Origin of the sequence: Pseudomonas sp. IT-93MI4 (genome assembly GCF_949767635.1) — a bacterium.
Taxonomy (GTDB): domain Bacteria; phylum Pseudomonadota; class Gammaproteobacteria; order Pseudomonadales; family Pseudomonadaceae; genus Aquipseudomonas; species Aquipseudomonas putida_A.
The window spans coordinates 182,164-198,474 of record NZ_CATKPP010000004.1; the positions used below are offsets into that span (position 1 = coordinate 182,164).

Genomic DNA, 16,311 nt, shown 5'->3' on the forward strand with positions numbered 1-16,311 from the left:
GTGTCAGCGATCACTGGCCCGATTCCGAACTATTCCGTAACATCCGCACCCCTCATTTTCGCGAACATCCGCGGTCACCCTCGTTGGCCGCTCAGTCAGGTAAGCCATGAAACCGAAACGTCTGCGCGCCGATGTCCTGGCCGGACTCACCACCTCATTTGCCCTGTTGCCCGAATGCATTGCGTTCGCGCTGGTGGCGCATCTCAATCCGCTGATGGGCCTGTACGGCGCCTTCATCATTTGTACGCTGACCGCGTTGTTCGGTGGCCGGCCGGGAATGGTCTCCGGGGCGGCGGGTTCGATGGCGGTGGTGATCGTCGCGCTGGTGGTGCAGCACGGCGTGCAGTACTTGCTGGCGACGGTGTTGCTCGGCGGTTTGATCATGATGGCGTTCGGCTTGTTGCGCCTGGGCAAACTGGTGCGCATGGTGCCGCATCCGGTGATGCTCGGTTTCGTCAACGGCCTGGCGATCATCATTGCACTGGCGCAACTGGAGCATTTCAAGAGCGGTGAACATTGGCTCAGCGGCACGCCGCTGTACCTGATGACCGGGCTGGTGCTGCTGACCATGGCCATCGTCTACATCCTGCCGCGCCTGACCCGCGCGGTGCCGCCGGCATTGGTGGCGATCCTCGGCGTGGGCCTGCTGGTCTACCTGTTCGGTCTGCCGACGCGCACCCTTGGCGACATGGCGCACATCGCCGGCGGTCTGCCGAGCTTCGCGCTGCCGGACATCCCGTGGACGCTGGAAACCCTGCGCATCATCGCCCCGTACGCGATTCTGATGGCGCTGGTCGGTCTGCTGGAAACCCTGCTGACCCTGAACCTCACCGACGAAATCACCGAAACCCGCGGCTACCCAGATCGCGAGTGCGTGGCGCTGGGCGCGGCGAACGTGGTCTCCGGCGCATTCGGTGGCATGGGCGGTTGCGCGATGATCGGCCAGACCGTGATCAACCTCAGCTCCGGCGGCCGCGGGCGTTTGTCCGGGGTGGTGGCGGGGGTGCTGATTCTGCTGTTCATCCTGTTTCTGTCGCCGCTGATTGAGCGTATTCCGCTGGCGGCACTGGTAGGGGTGATGTTCGTGGTCTCGCAGCAGACCTTCGCCTGGGCCTCGTTGCGGGTGTTGAACAAAGTGCCGCTCAACGATGTACTGGTGATCATCGCCGTGACCACTATCACCGTGTTCACCGATCTGGCCACCGCCGTACTCTGCGGGATCATCATCGCCGCGCTGAATTTCGCCTGGCAGCAGGCCCGCGAGTTGTACGCCGATGAGCATCTGGAAGCCGACGGCAGCAAACTCTACCGCCTGCACGGCACGCTGTTTTTCGCCTCGACCACGCCGTTTCTCAACCAGTTCGACCCGGCCAATGACCCAGTACGAGTGACCCTCGATTGCCGGCATTTGAGCTTCGTCGATTACTCGGCGATTGCCGCGTTGAAGACCCTGCGCGAGCGTTACGAAAAGGCGGGCAAGGAGCTGCAGGTGTTTCATCTCTCCGAGCGCTGCAAGAAGCTGTTGAAACGCGCCGGCGTCGAACACCACTGAGTGCAGTTGTGGGCGCGGCTTGCTCGCGAAGGTGGTATGTCGGTGAAACGGTATCGACTGCCACTACGCCTTCGAGCAAGCCCGCTCCCACAGCGGCGATGCCAAAGATCACTATCGGGAAAATTTCTTCGCCCCGGCCACACAAAGAATCACGCCCACCGTCACCACCAGCATGCCGATGCTGACTTGCTCATGCAGCAACGTCGCTGCCAGCGCCAGGCCGAAAAACGGTTGCAGCAACTGCAGTTGACCAACCGCGGCAATCCCGCCCTGGGCCAGACCGCGATACCAGAACACGAACGCGATCAGCATGCTGAACAGCGAAACGTAGCCCAGACAGACCCATGCCGACACGCTGATGCCGCTGAAGGATGGTGGGGCCAGCCACAGGCTCGCGATTGCCATCGGGGGCAGCGACAATACCAGCGCCCAACAGATCACCTGCCAGCCACCCAGGGTGCGCGACAGTTTTGCGCCTTCGGCATAACCCAGACCGCAGACCAGAATCGAGGCGAGCATCAGCAGGTCACCGGTGGGCGAGGCGGACAATCCCTGAGACAAGGCGAACCCCACCACCAGAGCACTGCCGAGGATCGAGAAGAACCAGAATACCGGGCGCGGACGCTCGCCACCGCGCAACACGCCAAACAGCGCAGTGGCCAATGGCAGCAAGCCGACAAAGACGATCGAATGTGCCGATGTCACGTGCTGCAATGCCAACGCCGTCAGCAGCGGGAAACCGAGCACGACGCCCAATGCCACGATCAACAACGAAAACCACTGATCTCTGGACGGTCGCCGCTCACGGAACAACCACAACAGGGCAACGGCCAGGACGCCGGCAATGGCAGCGCGCGCGACGGTGAGAAACACCGGGTCAAACTCCAGCACGGCCAGGCGCGTCGCCGGCAGCGAGCCGCTGAAGCACACCACGCCAATAAAGCCGTTGATCCAGCCGCTGGTTTTTTCCAGTGCCGTGTTGCTCACGTTTGAAGTCCGTTCCATACGATTCACACTCATTGTGGGTTGCTTTGAGAGAATCCTATGATCGAGAATCAGGACAATCAAAAAATTGTCATGGATACATCCCGACATGTCCCGCTCTCGCTACAAGACCCTCGTCGACACTTACGCCGCCGACATTCGCACCGGACGTCTGGCGCCCGGCACCCGTCTGCCGACGCACCGGCAACTGGCCACGCAGGAAGGCCTGGCGCTGGTCACGGCCTCGCGGGTGTACGCCGAACTCGAAGCCATGGGGCTGGTCAGCGGCGAAACCGGGCGCGGCACCTTCGTGCGCGAAACCTCGTTGTCGCCGGGGCAGGGCATCGACCAGAAAGACGTGGCCGTCGGCATGATCGACCTGAATTTCAACTACCCGTCCTTGCCCGGTCAGACGCAATTGTTGCGCACCGCACTGCGCCAGTTAGCGTTGTCGGGAGATCTGGAAGCGTTATTGCGCTATCAGCCCCATGCCGGCCGGGCCCACGAACGGGCTTCGGTCGCGCGCCATTTGCTCAGTCGCGGTGTCAGCGTCGAAGCCGAACAAGTGCTGCTGGTCAACGGCGCCCAGCAGGGGCTGGCGGTGACGCTGATGGCGTTGCTCAAGCCCGGCGATGTGATCGCCGCCGATGCGCTGACCTATTCCGGGTTCAAAGTGCTGGCCGAGGCGTTGCATCTGGAAGTGGTGGCGATCCCGGTCAACGAGCAGGGGCCGGATCTGGCCGCGCTGGAAAAGCTCTGCCGCAGTCGCTCGGTGCGTGCGGTGTACAGCATGCCGACCCTGCATAACCCGCTTGGTTGGGTGATGCCAATCGAGCAGCGCGAAGGATTGGCTGCCATCGCGCGGCGGCATGATCTGACCCTTATCGAAGACGCGGCCTACGCTTTTCTGGTGGAAGACCCGCCGCGTCCTCTGATCGACCTGGCGCCTGAGCGCACGGTGTACGTCTCGGGCCTTTCGAAGAACATCGCCACCGGCCTGCGCGTCGGTTTCATTGCTGCGCCTGCGGCCCACGTTCCGGCACTGGAGCGGGTGATTCGCGCAACCACCTGGAACACCCCGGGACTGATGACCGCGATCGTCTGCGGCTGGCTCGACGACGGCACCGTGATCGAACTGGAAGCGCAAAAACGCCACGATGCTCAGGCGCGCCAGGCACTGGCTGCCGAGTTGCTCAAAGGGTTGCCATGCGTCGCCCATCCGAACTCGTATTTCCTGTGGCTGCCCTTGCCGGAAGACGTGCGTGCCGATCAGATTGTGGTGGAGCTGATGCAGAAGCAGATTTCGGTCACCACGGCCGAGCCGTTCGCCGTATCGGCGCATGTGCCGCATGCGATTCGACTGGCCCTGGGTTCGGTGGAAATGGATGTGTTGCGGCAGGCCTTGACCACCGTCAGGAAGGTCATTGCCGCTTACCTGTAAAACAAGGCCTGGGGGACAGATGTTACCCTTGCGCAGCCAGATTCAAGCCGTTCCGGAACCTTAGATGAAAAACACCGTTGCACTCTTGCTTGCCTTGACCGCCACCGCCGTACTGTTCAGCTCGACCACCCGCGCCGCAGGCGATCCGCAGGCCGGCGAAAAGATCTTCCCGCGCCTGTGCGGCGGCTGCCACCAGGTTGGCCCGGATGCGCGCCCGGGGTTCGGCCCGCAACTCAACGGCATCATCGGTCGAGCGGCCGGAACCTCGGCCAATTACGTGTATTCCGAGGCGATGAAAAACTCGGGCAAGACCTGGGACCGCGAAACGCTGACGGCGTATCTGAAAGATCCAAAGGGCGTGGTGCCGGGCACACGAATGATTTTCTGGGGGCTGAGTGACGAGGAGAAGATCGATAATTTGCTGGCGTATCTGCAGCAGTTCTCCAATTAAAGATTTTGCTCGGCCGGCCCGGAAAACCAGGCCAACGGCATTTGCGAAGTCAAAGAGGGCTGATCAAGCCACCTGATTACGGCCCGCCGCTTTCGCCTGATACAGCTGCTGGTCGGCACGTTTGATCAGCATCGTGTGGCTGTTGTCCGCCGGGTCGGCCAGCGCGACGCCAATGCTCACCGTGACCTGTCCGATCTCGGGAAAGTGCGCCTGGGCCACGGCGACACGGATCTTTTCGGCGACCACCTCTGGAGTATCAGGCTGGGCGACTTCCGGCAGCAGTACGGCAAATTCCTCGCCGCCATAACGGGCGACGAAGTCTGTGGCGCGCACGCTGACCTGAATGAGCTGCGCCAATTGCTGCAACACGTCGTCGCCAATCGCGTGGCCGTAGGTGTCGTTGATACGCTTGAAGTGATCGGCGTCGATCAGCAGCAGGGCAAACGGTCGCCCGGTGCGGCGGAACAGCAGACTGTATTCGCTGAGTTTTTCATCGAAGCGGCGACGGTTGTAGACGCCGGTCAGGGCGTCGTGGCTCGCCAGGTTCAACAGGTCGGCATTGGCCTGCATCAGTGCCGCGGTGCGCTGGGCGACGGTGGCCTCCAGTGAGGCGTTGGCTTCCTGCAGTTCGCGCTCCTTGGCCAGCAGCGACCGGGTCATGGCGTCGATCGACTGCCCAAGCTGGGCGATTTCCCGCACCGGGTGCTGCAGCGGGAAGTGTGCGCCGGGCTGTTGGTTCTGCACCTGTTTGGCCGAGTGCGCGAGTTGCTCGATCGGCCGGCTCAGATACTGCGCCAGATAGTACGCCACCAGCCCGAATGCCACGGCGGCGGCCACACCCAGCAGCAACAATTTATAGAGCAGCAGGCGCGCCGGCTCCAGAGCGGTGTCCAGTGGCTGGCGCACGGCAATCGACCAGGACAACGCCGTACTTGAAGGCGTCGGTACGGTGACCATGCTGGTCAGGTAACCGTTGCCGACCGACCAGCCCGGCGACTTCGAATCATTCACCGCCAGTTGCTGGCCCATCAGGGCTTCCGGGTACAGCACCTTGCCGTCGTGATCGATGATCAGCGCTTCGATATCCGGCGACGCATTTTTATGCGAGAACGCTGCCGATTCGACGATACGCGTCACCCAGCTCCAGTGCGCGTGCGCGCCCAGCACGCCAATCACCTGGCCGTCGGCGTTGCGGATCGGGGCGGCGAAGTCGATGAAACGCAGCGGTTCGCCGTTGGGCGTTCCCGGCAGCAGTTTGGCCAGCAACACCGCTTCGTGCGGGTCACCGGTGTACTCACCCCGCAGGCCAGCCTGGAACCATGGCCGTTGCTGCACCGATTGCCCGACCAGCAAATTATTGACCGCTTGATGCACATGGCCCTCGGCATCGGTCACGCCCATCCACGCATACTCGGCCCGGGCCTGGGTGCGCAGTTGCATCGATTTGAGAATCGCCGGGTTGTCGAGGTCGCCGCGTTCCAGATGCGGCGCACGGCTGAGCAGGTAGACCTCCAGCTGGCGCTCGCGTAATTGGTCACCGAGCAACGTTGCCGCAGAACGCGCGGTATTGAGCAGTGAATTGCCGCTGACCTGTTTCATCTGTTCGGTGGCGATATGCCCGACATAGAAGCCGACGATCGCCAGGGTCAGCAGGGACAAACCGGCGAACCAGAGGGTCAGGTGACTTCGCAGACTGGCTTTGAGCATGGGCAGGCAAATTCTGTTTGGACGTTGTGGCCGCATGGTATGCGCATTAAGCGTCGGGCTGCCAGTCGGTCGCTTCGGATAAGCACCGTCGGAAGTTTCGCCAATGCCCTACAAAGGCAAGATCCTTTCTGACGCGGGTTGTTGAAAAGAACCACGCCAGCAAACGACGAAATGCAAAAGCCCGGCTGATCAGGCCGGGCTTCTTTGACTGCTTTAGAGCCGTTGTTTTATGCATTGCGGCTTTCGATCAGACGATCCGAACCACCTTCAGCGACGCGGCGTTCCTGCAGACGATCCGAGCCACCTTCAGCGACACGGCGTTCCTGCAGACGATCCGAACCACCTTCAGCGACACGGCGTTCTTGCAGACGATCCGAGCCCCCTTCAGCGACGCGGCGTTCTTGCAGACGATCCGAACCACCTTCAGCGACGCGGCGCTCCAGCAGACGATCCGAGCCACCTTCAGCGACACGGCGCTCCAGCAGACGATCCGAGCCACCTTCGGCAACACGGCGTTCCAGCAAACGATCAGAACCACCTTCAGCCAGACGGCTTTCAATCAACTTGTCCGAGCCGCCTTCAGCGACCAAGGTGTGAACGGGTGTTGCTGCAAAAGCGTTGACTGCAAGAACCGAGAAAGCGATGCCGAGGATGGTTTGGCGTTTCATGATCGTGTGCTCCGGGGTGTATTGGGTTGGTATGGAGCTGATGTTACGCCGCGGATTTTTTATGAGAACTTCATTGGCGTGATGGTGACTATCGACGCCAGCGATGTATGCCGCAAGTCCGGATTCAGAGCTTCTGCGCCCGAATGCATAGTTCTCCGGTGGCCCGGGTCAGGGCCAGATCATGCAGTGCGTCGTGTGTCAGGCCCTGCCGGGCCTTGGCCAGCCAGACCGGGCAATTCGGGTCGCGGCGATGCGGCGCGAAGTCGGCGTACTGGCGCAGAAGGCGGGTTTGCAGCTCGTCCAGGAGCGGACGAATCTGCTTCGCCAGATCCGGTCGCGGGGTGTCCGGCGCCGCACCGGCCGCCTGCCATTGCGCGAGCAATCCGTACTGCACCAGTTTGTTTGCCTCCATTTGTGCAGCGATCAACTGGGCGACTTCTTCGGGGTCGAGCTGGTGTTCGGTCGCCAGGGTGCGGGCATTGGCGATGACCTGGGCTTCGCGCGGGCTGTCCTGAATCGGCTTGCCACTGTCCCATTTTGTCAGGGCGACGAGGTCGCCGATGTTCAGGCGTTCGTTCAAGGTTGTCAGCAACGGACGCAACGATTCGGAGGAAACAGGGGGCTCGGCGGCGCCGGCAGTGTGGCTGAACAGAACCAGCAGGGAACAGGTCAGGGCATTTCGCAACGGAGTCATGGGCAGGCGCGTTCCACAAAAAATAGTGCCGACATTTAAGCCTTGAGCAGAGGCGATGTCGACCGACTTTATCCCGCCCATCTAGCGTAATATCCCTCGCATCTCCCACCCCGAGAACGATCCTCAATGCAAACCCCCAGCACCATCAAACCGCTCTGGCAAACCTACCTGCTGTTCCTTGCGCCGATGGTGTTGTCCAACTTCCTGCAATCGATGTCGGGCACGGTCAACAGCATTTACATTGGGCAGATGCTCGGTACGCAAGCGCTGGCGGCGGTGTCGGGGATGTTTCCGGTGATCTTTTTCTTTATCGCGTTGGTGATCGGCCTGGGCGCGGGCGCCGGGGTGTTGATCGGCCAGGCGTGGGGCGCGCGCGAGGCACACATGGTCAAGGCGATCGCCGGGGCAACGCTGTTGCTGGGGGGGTTGATCGGTTTGCTGGCGGCGGTACTCGGCAGCGTGTTTGCGCGTCAGGGATTGCAAGGGTTAGGAACGCCGGCGGATGTACTGGACGACGCAGTGGCGTATGCGCATGTGATGATGTGGATTCTGCCGTCGATGCTGGTGTTTGTGCTGTTCACGCAATTGCTGCGCGGAGTCAGCGACACCGTGTCGCCACTGTTGGCGCTGATCGTGTCGACCTCGGTCGGGCTGGCGCTGACCCCGGCGTTGATTCGTGGCTGGTTCGGTCTGCCGCAGTTGGGCATTCAAAGTGCCGCCTTCGCCGGCCTGGCCGGTAACCTGTCGGCCATGACGTGGCTGGCGTGGCGGCTGATTCGCAAGGACCATCCGCTGGCGCCGGACCGCGAGTTCTTCGCGGCACTGCGCCTGGACGCGGCGATTCTCGGCAAGGTGCTGCGCATCGGCCTGCCGACCGGGGTGCAGATGATCGTGTTGTCGCTGTCGGAGCTGGTGATTCTGGCGCTGGTCAACCAGCACGGCTCGCAGGCGACAGCGGCCTATGGTGCGGTGACGCAGATCGTCAACTACGTACAGTTCCCGGCGCTGTCGATTGCCATCACCGCCTCGATCCTTGGCGCCCAGGCCATTGGTGCCGGGCAACTGCAACGCCTGGCAGCGATCCTGCGCACCGGGCTGTTGATCAACGTGTGCCTGACCGGCGGTTTGATTGTGCTCGGTTACCTGTTGTCGCACTGGTTGCTGGGACTGTTCCTGACCGAAGATTCGACCCGGGCGATGGCTGAGCACTTGCTGCACATCATGCTGTGGAGCCTGTTGGTGTTCGGCTTCCAGGCGATCATCGGCGGCATCATGCGCGCCAGCGGAACGGTGCTGGTGCCGGTGATTATTGCGATTGTCTGCGTGGTCGGCGTGCAGTTGCCGGCGGCTTACTGGCTGGACGGTCAGTACGGTTTGCAGGGCGTTTGGATGGCGTTCCCGGTGGCGTATCTGGGCATGCTGGTGTTGCAGACGCTGTATTACAAACTGGTCTGGCAGCATCAGAAGATCGAGCGGCTGGTCTGAGCCCGAGCCACATCGGCAGACAAATGACATGGCGCATTCGCCGGTTGTTTGCTTAAGTCAGTCGAGGCCTCGAAGGTTTGCCCTGTCCGGAGAATCCCATGCGTGCCCGATTCACCGCTGTGGCACTGTTTGCCTGCCTGTGCGTCACGAGCGCGGCGCAGGCCGCTGAATATAACCGCGTCAACACCACCGCCAGCCAGATCAGCTTTACCTACAACCAGATGGGCTCGCTGATGTACGGCACCTTCGGCAAGTTCGACGCGACACTGCAGTTCGACAGCGACAACCTCGCCGACGCCCACACCACATTGCACATCGACCTCAACAGCATCGACGCCGGCAGCACCGACGCCAACACCGAACTGGTGAAACCGGCGTGGTTCGATACGCAGCGCTTTCCCGTGGCGGTGTTCGAGTCCAGCCGTTTTACCCGGGTCACGGGCAATCATTATCTGATCGCCGGCCAGCTCACCCTCAAGGGCATCACCCGCGAGGTGCAGGTGCCGGTCGAGCTGAAACCGGACAGTTCGATCGGCATTTTCGACGGTGAACTGGTGCTCAAGCGTGACCAGTTCGGACTCGGGGCGGGGGAGTGGGCGGACACTGTGGTGTCCAACGACATCGCGATCAAGTTCAAGGTGGTGGCGCCACAGCAGTGACGCCAGCCGGTCAGGTCAGTAGGCGCGCCAGTGTCCCGGTGCCCAGCGCCACTCACGTCCATCCCAACGATAGTGACCGGCGACCCAGTGATAACCGGGCGCTGGCATGACCGGCACGACTTCCACCGGCGGCGGTGGCCGATGCGGCCGTACCGGTTCGACAATGCAGCCCGACAGGGTGATCGCGACCAGTGAGGCGGCGAGCAGGGTTTTCAGGTTTCGCGACATGGTGGTCTTCCCGGTAGATAAGTTGTTGTTGCCGAGCGGGTTCAACGGGTCCAGTGGCCTTCGACCCAGTACCAGTTAGGACCGCGCGCCTGCCAGTGGCCTGGTCGCCAGTGCGCGCCGTACCTCACCGGTTGCCAATGACCGGGCATCCACACGTAGCCGCGTCCTTCCCAGCGCCAATGGCCCTGATCCCAGACATAACCGGGGCGCGGGCCGGGCATCACTTCCATGCGCATCGGCGGCGGGGCTTGCTGAATGTAAACCGGGGGTTGTGCAAACACCGGGGTGCTGGCCAGCGCTGCCAGGGTCAGCGGCACCAGCAACAAGGCTTGCCGCCATTTGAACAGTGAACGCAAAACGCTCATGACAACTCCTCAAGGCCTGCGTGAAAAAAGTGAACGCAGCTGAAGAATTGGACGCCAAATCGACGAAAGATCCGCTCCACGGAGGATGAAATTTTCTTCAGGTCAACCGCGAGCTCCTACATAAAGCAGGTGGCGGGACACGGTATGATGTCGCGGTTTTCCGCCGGAGTTCAGTTGTCATGCCACGCATCACCCACTACAAATCCCCATGCCCCGAAAGCGTCAACAGCCAGATTCTGCAACTGGTGGTCGATTACCTGACCGACATCAGCGCGGTCGGTCTTGGCCCGAGCAATCTGCTGTACAACGTCTATCAATACGCGGTCGGCTATGAGATGCATCTGTATCTGGAGGCGCTGAATGGCGAGAAGGGCACTGAGGTGGAGTTGCTGGTGGCGACGGCCGAGGACGACCCGGAGCGGGTCATAGGTTTCCTCTTGTACCTGCCGGTGCAAGGCGATTGGGAAGCGTGCAGCGTCGCCTACATGGCCGTGCGCGAAGGCTATCGGCGCCAGGGCGTGGCGCGAGCGATGATCGGCGAGATGGTCAGCCGTTATCCGCACGCCGAGCTGACCTGCAGTGTCGGCAAAGTGCCGTACTTCGAGGCGCTGGGTTTCGAGGTGATCGGCGCGCGCGAAACCCAGGTGCTGATGAGCACCCGGCATTACCGCAGCAATGGCCTGCGCGGTTTCATCGACACCACACCGATCTATCGTTCGCTGGAAGTGCAGCAGATCCACACCTACCTGCTGCAGAAAAACGGCAAGCGCGCAATGCTCGATGCCGAAAAACAGCGCGACCGGCATCTGGATCAAACTACCCGTCACGTCGAAGAATTTGTCCGTCAGCGCCTGACGCTGCACTGAGTCCTGAGTCCAGCGCAAAAAACGGACAAAAAAAGAGCCTCAAGGCTCTTTGATGGGGAGAAGTAGAGCCCATGAGGCTCAAGCTGCGCATGAAACAGGGAACAGGCTTGATTTGGGGTTCAGAACACCCGTTCCCTACGCAGTCGCTCAGGAGTGAAGCGCCTGCGTACCTTCATCATGGGAACGCGCAGAGGCTGACTCAAGTACCGCTAGTCGCACGGGCGGCGGCCCGTTCCACCATCGCGATGATGGTCGCGATCAACTCGTCCGTCGCTTGCCCGGCACTGATTTCAGCACTGGCGGCAGCATTCGACAACGCCTCGGCGGCACCGAGCATCGCGCGCAAACCGGCCTGGGTGATTTCCCCGCCAGCAGCCAGCGGTTGCAGCACACTGCGGCACTTTTCGAGGAAGATTGCCTCGTAGTCGCGCTTGATCTTTTCCAGCTCCGGCGTGCTGCCCAGCGCGGCAATCACTCCAGGAATCTCATTGCCCTGCAATAACACGCAATCGACGTACGCCGTGGCGATCACCGTCGCGGTGTCGATCAGCGTTGGCGGGCACTGGTCGATCGCTGCATCCATCACCGCAGTCTGGCGAGTATCGAAGTCGCGATACAGCACCGCGAGCAAGCCCGAGCGAGTGGTGAAGTGGTCGTAGACCACCGGTTTGGTCACCCCGGCCTTGTCCGCCAGATAACCCAGGGTCAGGGCATCGGTGCCCTCGGCCCGAATGATCTGCCAGGCGACGTCGAGCAACTGGCGGTTGCGATCTTCGCGCGACAGGCGACGTCGCGGCTGGGCAGGGGAATCGGCTTCGGTCATTTCTATGGTTGACATCGCTTATATACCAAACGTAACTTACTGTTCGTAACTTACCAAGAGTATATAGCCCTTGGTCAGCGCAAACTTACAGGAGAATGACCATGCACGCATTGATTGTTGTGGCGCATCACGAACCGCGTTCGCTGACCCACAGCGTGGCAACGCAGATTGCCGAGGGCCTGACCCGCGCCAACCCCGCCAATACCCGGGAAATCGCCGATCTGTACGCCGAGGGATTTCAGCCGGTGTTCGGCGCAGCGGATTTCGCCGTGCATCACCGTGAGGCGCGGCCGCCAGCCGACGTATTGGCGGAACAGGCACGGATTGATCGGGCTGACGCTCTGGTGCTGGTATTCCCGGTGTACTGGTGGTCGATGCCGGCGTTGCTCAAGGGTTGGATTGATCGGGTGTTCAGCAACGGCTGGGCGTTCGATTTCGCTGGCGACCTCAAGCATGTGAAGAAGCTGCAGCGCCTGCGCGTGCATCTGGTCGGCCTTGCAGGGGCCGATGAACGCGCCTACGAACGCCACGGTTATGGCCCGGCGATGAAGGCGCAGATCGAACACGGGATTTTCGATTACAGCGGGGCGACAGTGGTCAGTTCGACGCTGATGGTGGAATCGGAGGTGCGTGATCCGCAGGAGCATCTGCAGACGGCACGGCACCTCGGCGCCCAGATGTTCACCTGAGTCGCACCTCCTGCAGGAGCTGCCGAAGGCTGCGATCTTTTGATTTTTTTAAAGCAAGATCAAAAGATCGCAGCGTGCCGCAGCTCCTACAGGTCAGCGGGCGCCGGGCCAGCCAGCCTTAGCGAGGGCGGCGAGCAGCGTTTCTGAATCCAGCCCTTGCACCGCATGCCCGTTGCCCGCGGTGCTCTCGCTGGCGAGCAGAGCGTTGATGATCGCTTCTTCGACTGCTTCGGTGGCGGCCAGGAACAGCTCGCTGATGTGGTCATTGTTGACCATGCGCAAACCGTCGCAGGTTGGCGCGCCTTTACCCTCGTAAGCGGCGGATGGCACCTGCTCGTTGCCGGTGGCGAAGGCAATGAAAATGTCGCCGCTGTGGTCTTCGTTACCGCCGCCGCTGCGCGCCAGACCGAGGCTGGCGCGTTGCGCGAGACGCGTGCATTGATGCGGCAGCAGCGGTGCGTCGGTGGCCAGGCAGACCACGATCGAACCCATGCCCGGATGCGGCAGCGAAGCCCGCAGGAACGGCGAATCGACCTGCTCCATGTAGCGACCCACCGGATAACCGTCGACCCGCAACTCGCTGCGAATGCCGTGGTTGGCCTGCACGATCGCGCCCACCGTCCAGCCGCCCTGAGCGCTGCTCAAACGGCGTGACGCGCTGCCGATGCCGCCCTTGAATTCATGGCAGATCATGCCGCTGCCGCCACCGACGGCGCCTTCTTCAACGGCACCGGCATGCGCGCAATTCAGCGCCTCGGCGACATGTTCGGGCTTGACGTGAAAACCATTGATGTCGTTGAGCAAGCCATCGAAAGTTTCCAGCACCACCGGCATGTTCCAGTAAAGGCGCCCGTCGTCCGGTTGCTGTTGGCGATCCAGCGCAATCAACGCATCGCGCACGACGCCGAGGCTGTGGGTGTTGGTGAAGGCGATGGGACTGGTCAGCAGCCCGGCCTCGCGAATCCACTCAAGGCCGGTGGCATCGCCATTGCCATTGAGCACATGCACCCCGGCGAAGCACGGTTGCTGGTTGGTCGAGCCGCGGCGCGGTTCGATCACTGTGACGCCGGTGCAGATGTCACGTCCGCTGTCGCTGCGGCCACGCGCGTTACTGTGGCCGACGCGCACGCCGGGGACGTCGGTGATGGCGTTGAGCGGGCCGGGTTGCAGTTGGCCGATACGGATGTTGAGGTCACGGGCACGGGGTTTCATGGGATGTCTCTCTATAAAAAGGCAGAAATGAATGAGCGGGACTGAACGCGAAACCCTGTGGGAGCGCGGCTTGCCCGCGAAGGTGGTGTGTCATTCAAAGGAGATGTTGACTGACCCGACGCATTCGCGAGCAAGCTCGCTCCCACAGGGAAATGTGTTGGGGTTACTGGCCGTTCTTGACCTTGCTCCACACCCGCGTGCGCACGCGTTCGGTGGCTTTGGGCAGCGGTTCCAGGGTGTACAACGTGGCCATCGCCGCGGCCGACGGATACACCGCCGGATTATCCCGCGTGGCCGCAGCCACCAATGGCGTCGCGGCGCGGTTGCCGTTGGGGTACGACAGGTGATCACTGACCGGCGCGATGACTTCCGGGCGCAGCAGGTAGTCGATAAACGCCAGACCCTGAGCGCGGTTCGGCGCGTCCTTGAGCAGCACCAGCGTGTCGAACCACACCGGCGCGCCTTCCTTGGGCAGGCTGTAGGCGATCTTCACGCCGTTGTGCGCCTGCTCGGCGTTGGTCTTGGCTTCGAGCATCGCCCCGGACCAGCCCACCGCCACACAAATGTTGCCGTTGGACAGGTCACTGATGAATTTCGACGAGTTGAAGTAGGCAATGTGCGGGCGCAATTTGAGCAGCAGCGCTTCGGCTTTCTGATAGTCCTCGGGGTTGGTGCTGTTGGGCGGCAATCCCAGGTAGTGCAGGGCCACCGGGAGCATCTCCGACGGCGAGTCGAGCATCGCCACCCCGCACTGGCCGAGCTTGGCGAGGTTCTCTTCCTTGAACACCAGATCCCACGAATCCAGCGGCGCGTTGTCGCCGAGCGCGGCGCGCACTTTGTCGACGTTGTAGCCGATGCCGTTGGTGCCCCACAGATAAGGCACGGCGTATTGATTGCCGGGATCGTTGTTGGCCAGTTTGCTCAGCAGATCGCTGTCCAGATTGTTCCAGCCCGGCAGTTGATCGCGAGGCAGCTGGGCGAGGGCGCCGGCCTTGATCAGCGTCGGCAGGCTGAAGTTGCTCGCCACCACCACGTCGTAACCGCTGCGGCTGGTCAGCAGTTTGCCTTCGAGCACTTCGGCGCTGTCGAAGGTGTCGTAAACCGGTTGAATGCCGCTGTCGCGCTTGAAGTCAGCCAACGTCGTGGGGCCGATGTAGTCGTACCAGTTGTAGACGTGCACGCTCGGCGCATCGGCGGCACTGGCGACGGATGCGACGCCAAAACAGGCGAGCAGGCCAAGGTTGATGCCCCGGTTGATATAGCCACGACGACAACGCATGATGCGGCACTCCTGGCCTGCGGCAGGCCGGTGATTGACAGGAGTGCTCAGCCTATCGGGGCTGGCACGCCTGACCCATTCCCATCATGGGTTACTCAAAAGGGGTAGAGCGTGGACGCGTTGTTGCAGGAGTTGCCGGTGCATCAAAGTCTGGCGCGGGTGTTTGCCGCCGTCGGCCAGGACGCTTTCTGGCGCGCGCTGGTCGACACGCTGCGCCTGCTGGTGCCGCTGGACAACGCGCTGGTGGCGCTGATGAAGGCGGGGCAGGCACCGCAATTGCTGATCGACTTCGACAGCAAGGGCCGCGCCGACGAGCAGGAAGAACTGGCCAGCTACACCGCTGGCATGTACCTGCTTGATCCGTTCTATCAAACCGCCTCGACCGGCATCGCCGACGGCCTGCACAGCCTGGCTTCGGTGGCGCCGGACCAGTTTCTGCACAGCGAGTATTACCAGAGCTACTTTCGCTCGGTGGTCGGTGAGGACGAGTTGCAGTTCATGATCAACATCGAGGGCGGGGTGCTTGGCCTGTCACTCGGACGCTCGACGGCTTTCGATCTGGCCGAGCAGGGCCGTCTGCTGTGTGTGCGCGACTGGGTGTTGGCGGCGATGCGCCGACACGTGCAGCTGTTGCCGCCACAAGGGACCGGCACCGAGCCGGTGGCGGGGGATCTGGCAACGCTGCTCGATCGCTTCGATGCGCGCCTGACCACCCGCGAAGTCGACACCGCGCGGCTGATTCTGCAGGGCTTTTCCAGCAAGGCCATCGCCCAGCAAATGGGCATCTCGCCGGAGACGGTGAAGGTGCATCGGCGCAATCTCTATCACAAGCTCAATGTGAACGGGCATGGCGAGTTGTTCGCACTGGTGCTGCGCCCACCCACCTCCTGACCCACCACAAATTCCTGTGGGAGCTGGCTTGCCAGCGATGACGGCCTACCAGCCGACCAATTCCCACCTGAATGCACGCAATCCAACTGTGGGAGCGAGCTTGCTCGCGAAAGCGGCCTCACAGTCGACCAATCCCTGACTGAGTGCACTCGATCAAATGGTGGGAGCTGGCTTGCCAGCGATGGCGGCCTACCAGCCGACCACCTCCCACCTGAATGCACTCATTCCAACTGTGGGAGCGGGCTTGCTCGCGAAAGCGGCCTGCCAGACACCATCAAAACTACAGGAGCAATCCCGGTTCTCCACACACACACACG

The 16,311-nt window shown here is 62.0% G+C and carries 17 protein-coding genes; 8 read left to right on the forward strand and 9 right to left on the reverse strand.

The genetic code is table 11. The features are described from left to right. Positions 1 to 106 precede the first annotated feature (106 nt). The gene (locus ACM6I7_RS04100) at positions 107 to 1,552 is read left to right on the forward strand and encodes a SulP family inorganic anion transporter (protein WP_027614704.1); all 1,446 of its coding nucleotides are present in this window, start codon (positions 107 to 109) and stop codon (positions 1,550 to 1,552) included. Between the two features lie 111 nt (positions 1,553 to 1,663). Here ACM6I7_RS04100 and ACM6I7_RS04105 read toward each other — a convergent pair whose 3' ends face one another. Beyond that, complete coding sequence (locus ACM6I7_RS04105; protein WP_414887997.1) at positions 1,664 to 2,557, reverse strand: DMT family transporter; 894 nt, start codon at positions 2,555 to 2,557, stop codon at positions 1,664 to 1,666. A gap of 88 nt (positions 2,558 to 2,645) precedes the next feature. Between ACM6I7_RS04105 and ACM6I7_RS04110 the strand changes: the two genes are divergently transcribed. Then, on the forward strand, positions 2,646 to 3,977 hold the full coding sequence (locus ACM6I7_RS04110; protein ID WP_414887998.1) for a PLP-dependent aminotransferase family protein: 1,332 nt from the start codon (positions 2,646 to 2,648) through the stop codon (positions 3,975 to 3,977). Between the two features lie 64 nt (positions 3,978 to 4,041). Then, positions 4,042 to 4,428 (forward strand): c-type cytochrome, encoded by a 387-nt coding sequence (locus ACM6I7_RS04115; protein ID WP_027614707.1) that lies wholly within the window; start codon positions 4,042 to 4,044, stop codon positions 4,426 to 4,428. A gap of 63 nt (positions 4,429 to 4,491) precedes the next feature. Here the strand turns inward: ACM6I7_RS04115 and ACM6I7_RS04120 are convergent, their stop codons facing one another. The 3 genes from ACM6I7_RS04120 to ACM6I7_RS04130 form a co-directional block, all read right to left on the reverse strand. Continuing rightward, positions 4,492 to 6,135 (reverse strand): diguanylate cyclase, encoded by a 1,644-nt coding sequence (locus ACM6I7_RS04120; RefSeq protein WP_414887999.1) that lies wholly within the window; start codon positions 6,133 to 6,135, stop codon positions 4,492 to 4,494. 227 nt (positions 6,136 to 6,362) lie between these two features. Then, positions 6,363 to 6,803, reverse strand: a complete 441-nt coding sequence (locus tag ACM6I7_RS04125) for a phage infection protein (protein WP_097088061.1) — start codon at positions 6,801 to 6,803, stop codon at positions 6,363 to 6,365. A 124-nt stretch (positions 6,804 to 6,927) separates the two neighbouring features. Beyond that, positions 6,928 to 7,497, reverse strand: coding sequence for a chorismate mutase (locus ACM6I7_RS04130; RefSeq protein WP_414888000.1), 570 nt, complete (start codon positions 7,495 to 7,497; stop codon positions 6,928 to 6,930). Positions 7,498 to 7,623: 126 nt separating this feature from the next. Between ACM6I7_RS04130 and ACM6I7_RS04135 the strand changes: the two genes are divergently transcribed. Next, positions 7,624 to 8,982 (forward strand): MATE family efflux transporter, encoded by a 1,359-nt coding sequence (locus ACM6I7_RS04135; RefSeq protein WP_414888001.1) that lies wholly within the window; start codon positions 7,624 to 7,626, stop codon positions 8,980 to 8,982. A gap of 98 nt (positions 8,983 to 9,080) precedes the next feature. Further along, positions 9,081 to 9,641 (forward strand): YceI family protein, encoded by a 561-nt coding sequence (locus tag ACM6I7_RS04140; protein ID WP_414888002.1) that lies wholly within the window; start codon positions 9,081 to 9,083, stop codon positions 9,639 to 9,641. Positions 9,642 to 9,656: 15 nt separating this feature from the next. On the opposite strand, the gene ACM6I7_RS04145 is transcribed toward ACM6I7_RS04140, so the two are convergent. Both ACM6I7_RS04145 and ACM6I7_RS04150 read right to left on the reverse strand, forming a co-directional pair. Next, entirely contained in the window at positions 9,657 to 9,869 is a 213-nt protein-coding gene (locus tag ACM6I7_RS04145; RefSeq protein WP_027614713.1) for a YXWGXW repeat-containing protein, read from the reverse strand. Positions 9,870 to 9,910: 41 nt separating this feature from the next. Then, entirely contained in the window at positions 9,911 to 10,234 is a 324-nt protein-coding gene (locus ACM6I7_RS04150) for a YXWGXW repeat-containing protein (protein WP_333989085.1), read from the reverse strand. Between the two features lie 179 nt (positions 10,235 to 10,413). Here ACM6I7_RS04150 and ACM6I7_RS04155 point away from each other — a divergent pair, with 179 nt between their 5' ends. Continuing rightward, positions 10,414 to 11,100 (forward strand): GNAT family N-acetyltransferase, encoded by a 687-nt coding sequence (locus ACM6I7_RS04155; protein WP_336841358.1) that lies wholly within the window; start codon positions 10,414 to 10,416, stop codon positions 11,098 to 11,100. A gap of 199 nt (positions 11,101 to 11,299) precedes the next feature. Here ACM6I7_RS04155 and ACM6I7_RS04160 read toward each other — a convergent pair whose 3' ends face one another. Continuing rightward, complete coding sequence (locus tag ACM6I7_RS04160) at positions 11,300 to 11,938, reverse strand: TetR/AcrR family transcriptional regulator (RefSeq protein WP_414888003.1); 639 nt, start codon at positions 11,936 to 11,938, stop codon at positions 11,300 to 11,302. Between the two features lie 86 nt (positions 11,939 to 12,024). On the opposite strand from ACM6I7_RS04160, the gene ACM6I7_RS04165 reads away from it, so the two are divergent. Beyond that, positions 12,025 to 12,612, forward strand: coding sequence for an NAD(P)H-dependent oxidoreductase (locus ACM6I7_RS04165; protein ID WP_414888004.1), 588 nt, complete (start codon positions 12,025 to 12,027; stop codon positions 12,610 to 12,612). Positions 12,613 to 12,705: 93 nt separating this feature from the next. On the opposite strand, the gene ACM6I7_RS04170 is transcribed toward ACM6I7_RS04165, so the two are convergent. Beyond that, entirely contained in the window at positions 12,706 to 13,824 is a 1,119-nt protein-coding gene (locus ACM6I7_RS04170) for a P1 family peptidase (protein WP_414888005.1), read from the reverse strand. Positions 13,825 to 13,987: 163 nt separating this feature from the next. Next, positions 13,988 to 15,103: a polyamine ABC transporter substrate-binding protein gene (locus ACM6I7_RS04175; RefSeq protein WP_247268641.1), complete on the reverse strand. Its 1,116-nt coding sequence runs from the start codon at positions 15,101 to 15,103 to the stop codon at positions 13,988 to 13,990. A 111-nt stretch (positions 15,104 to 15,214) separates the two neighbouring features. Here ACM6I7_RS04175 and ACM6I7_RS04180 point away from each other — a divergent pair, with 111 nt between their 5' ends. Beyond that, entirely contained in the window at positions 15,215 to 15,994 is a 780-nt protein-coding gene (locus tag ACM6I7_RS04180; RefSeq protein ID WP_414888006.1) for a helix-turn-helix transcriptional regulator, read from the forward strand. Positions 15,995 to 16,311: the final 317 nt, after the last annotated feature.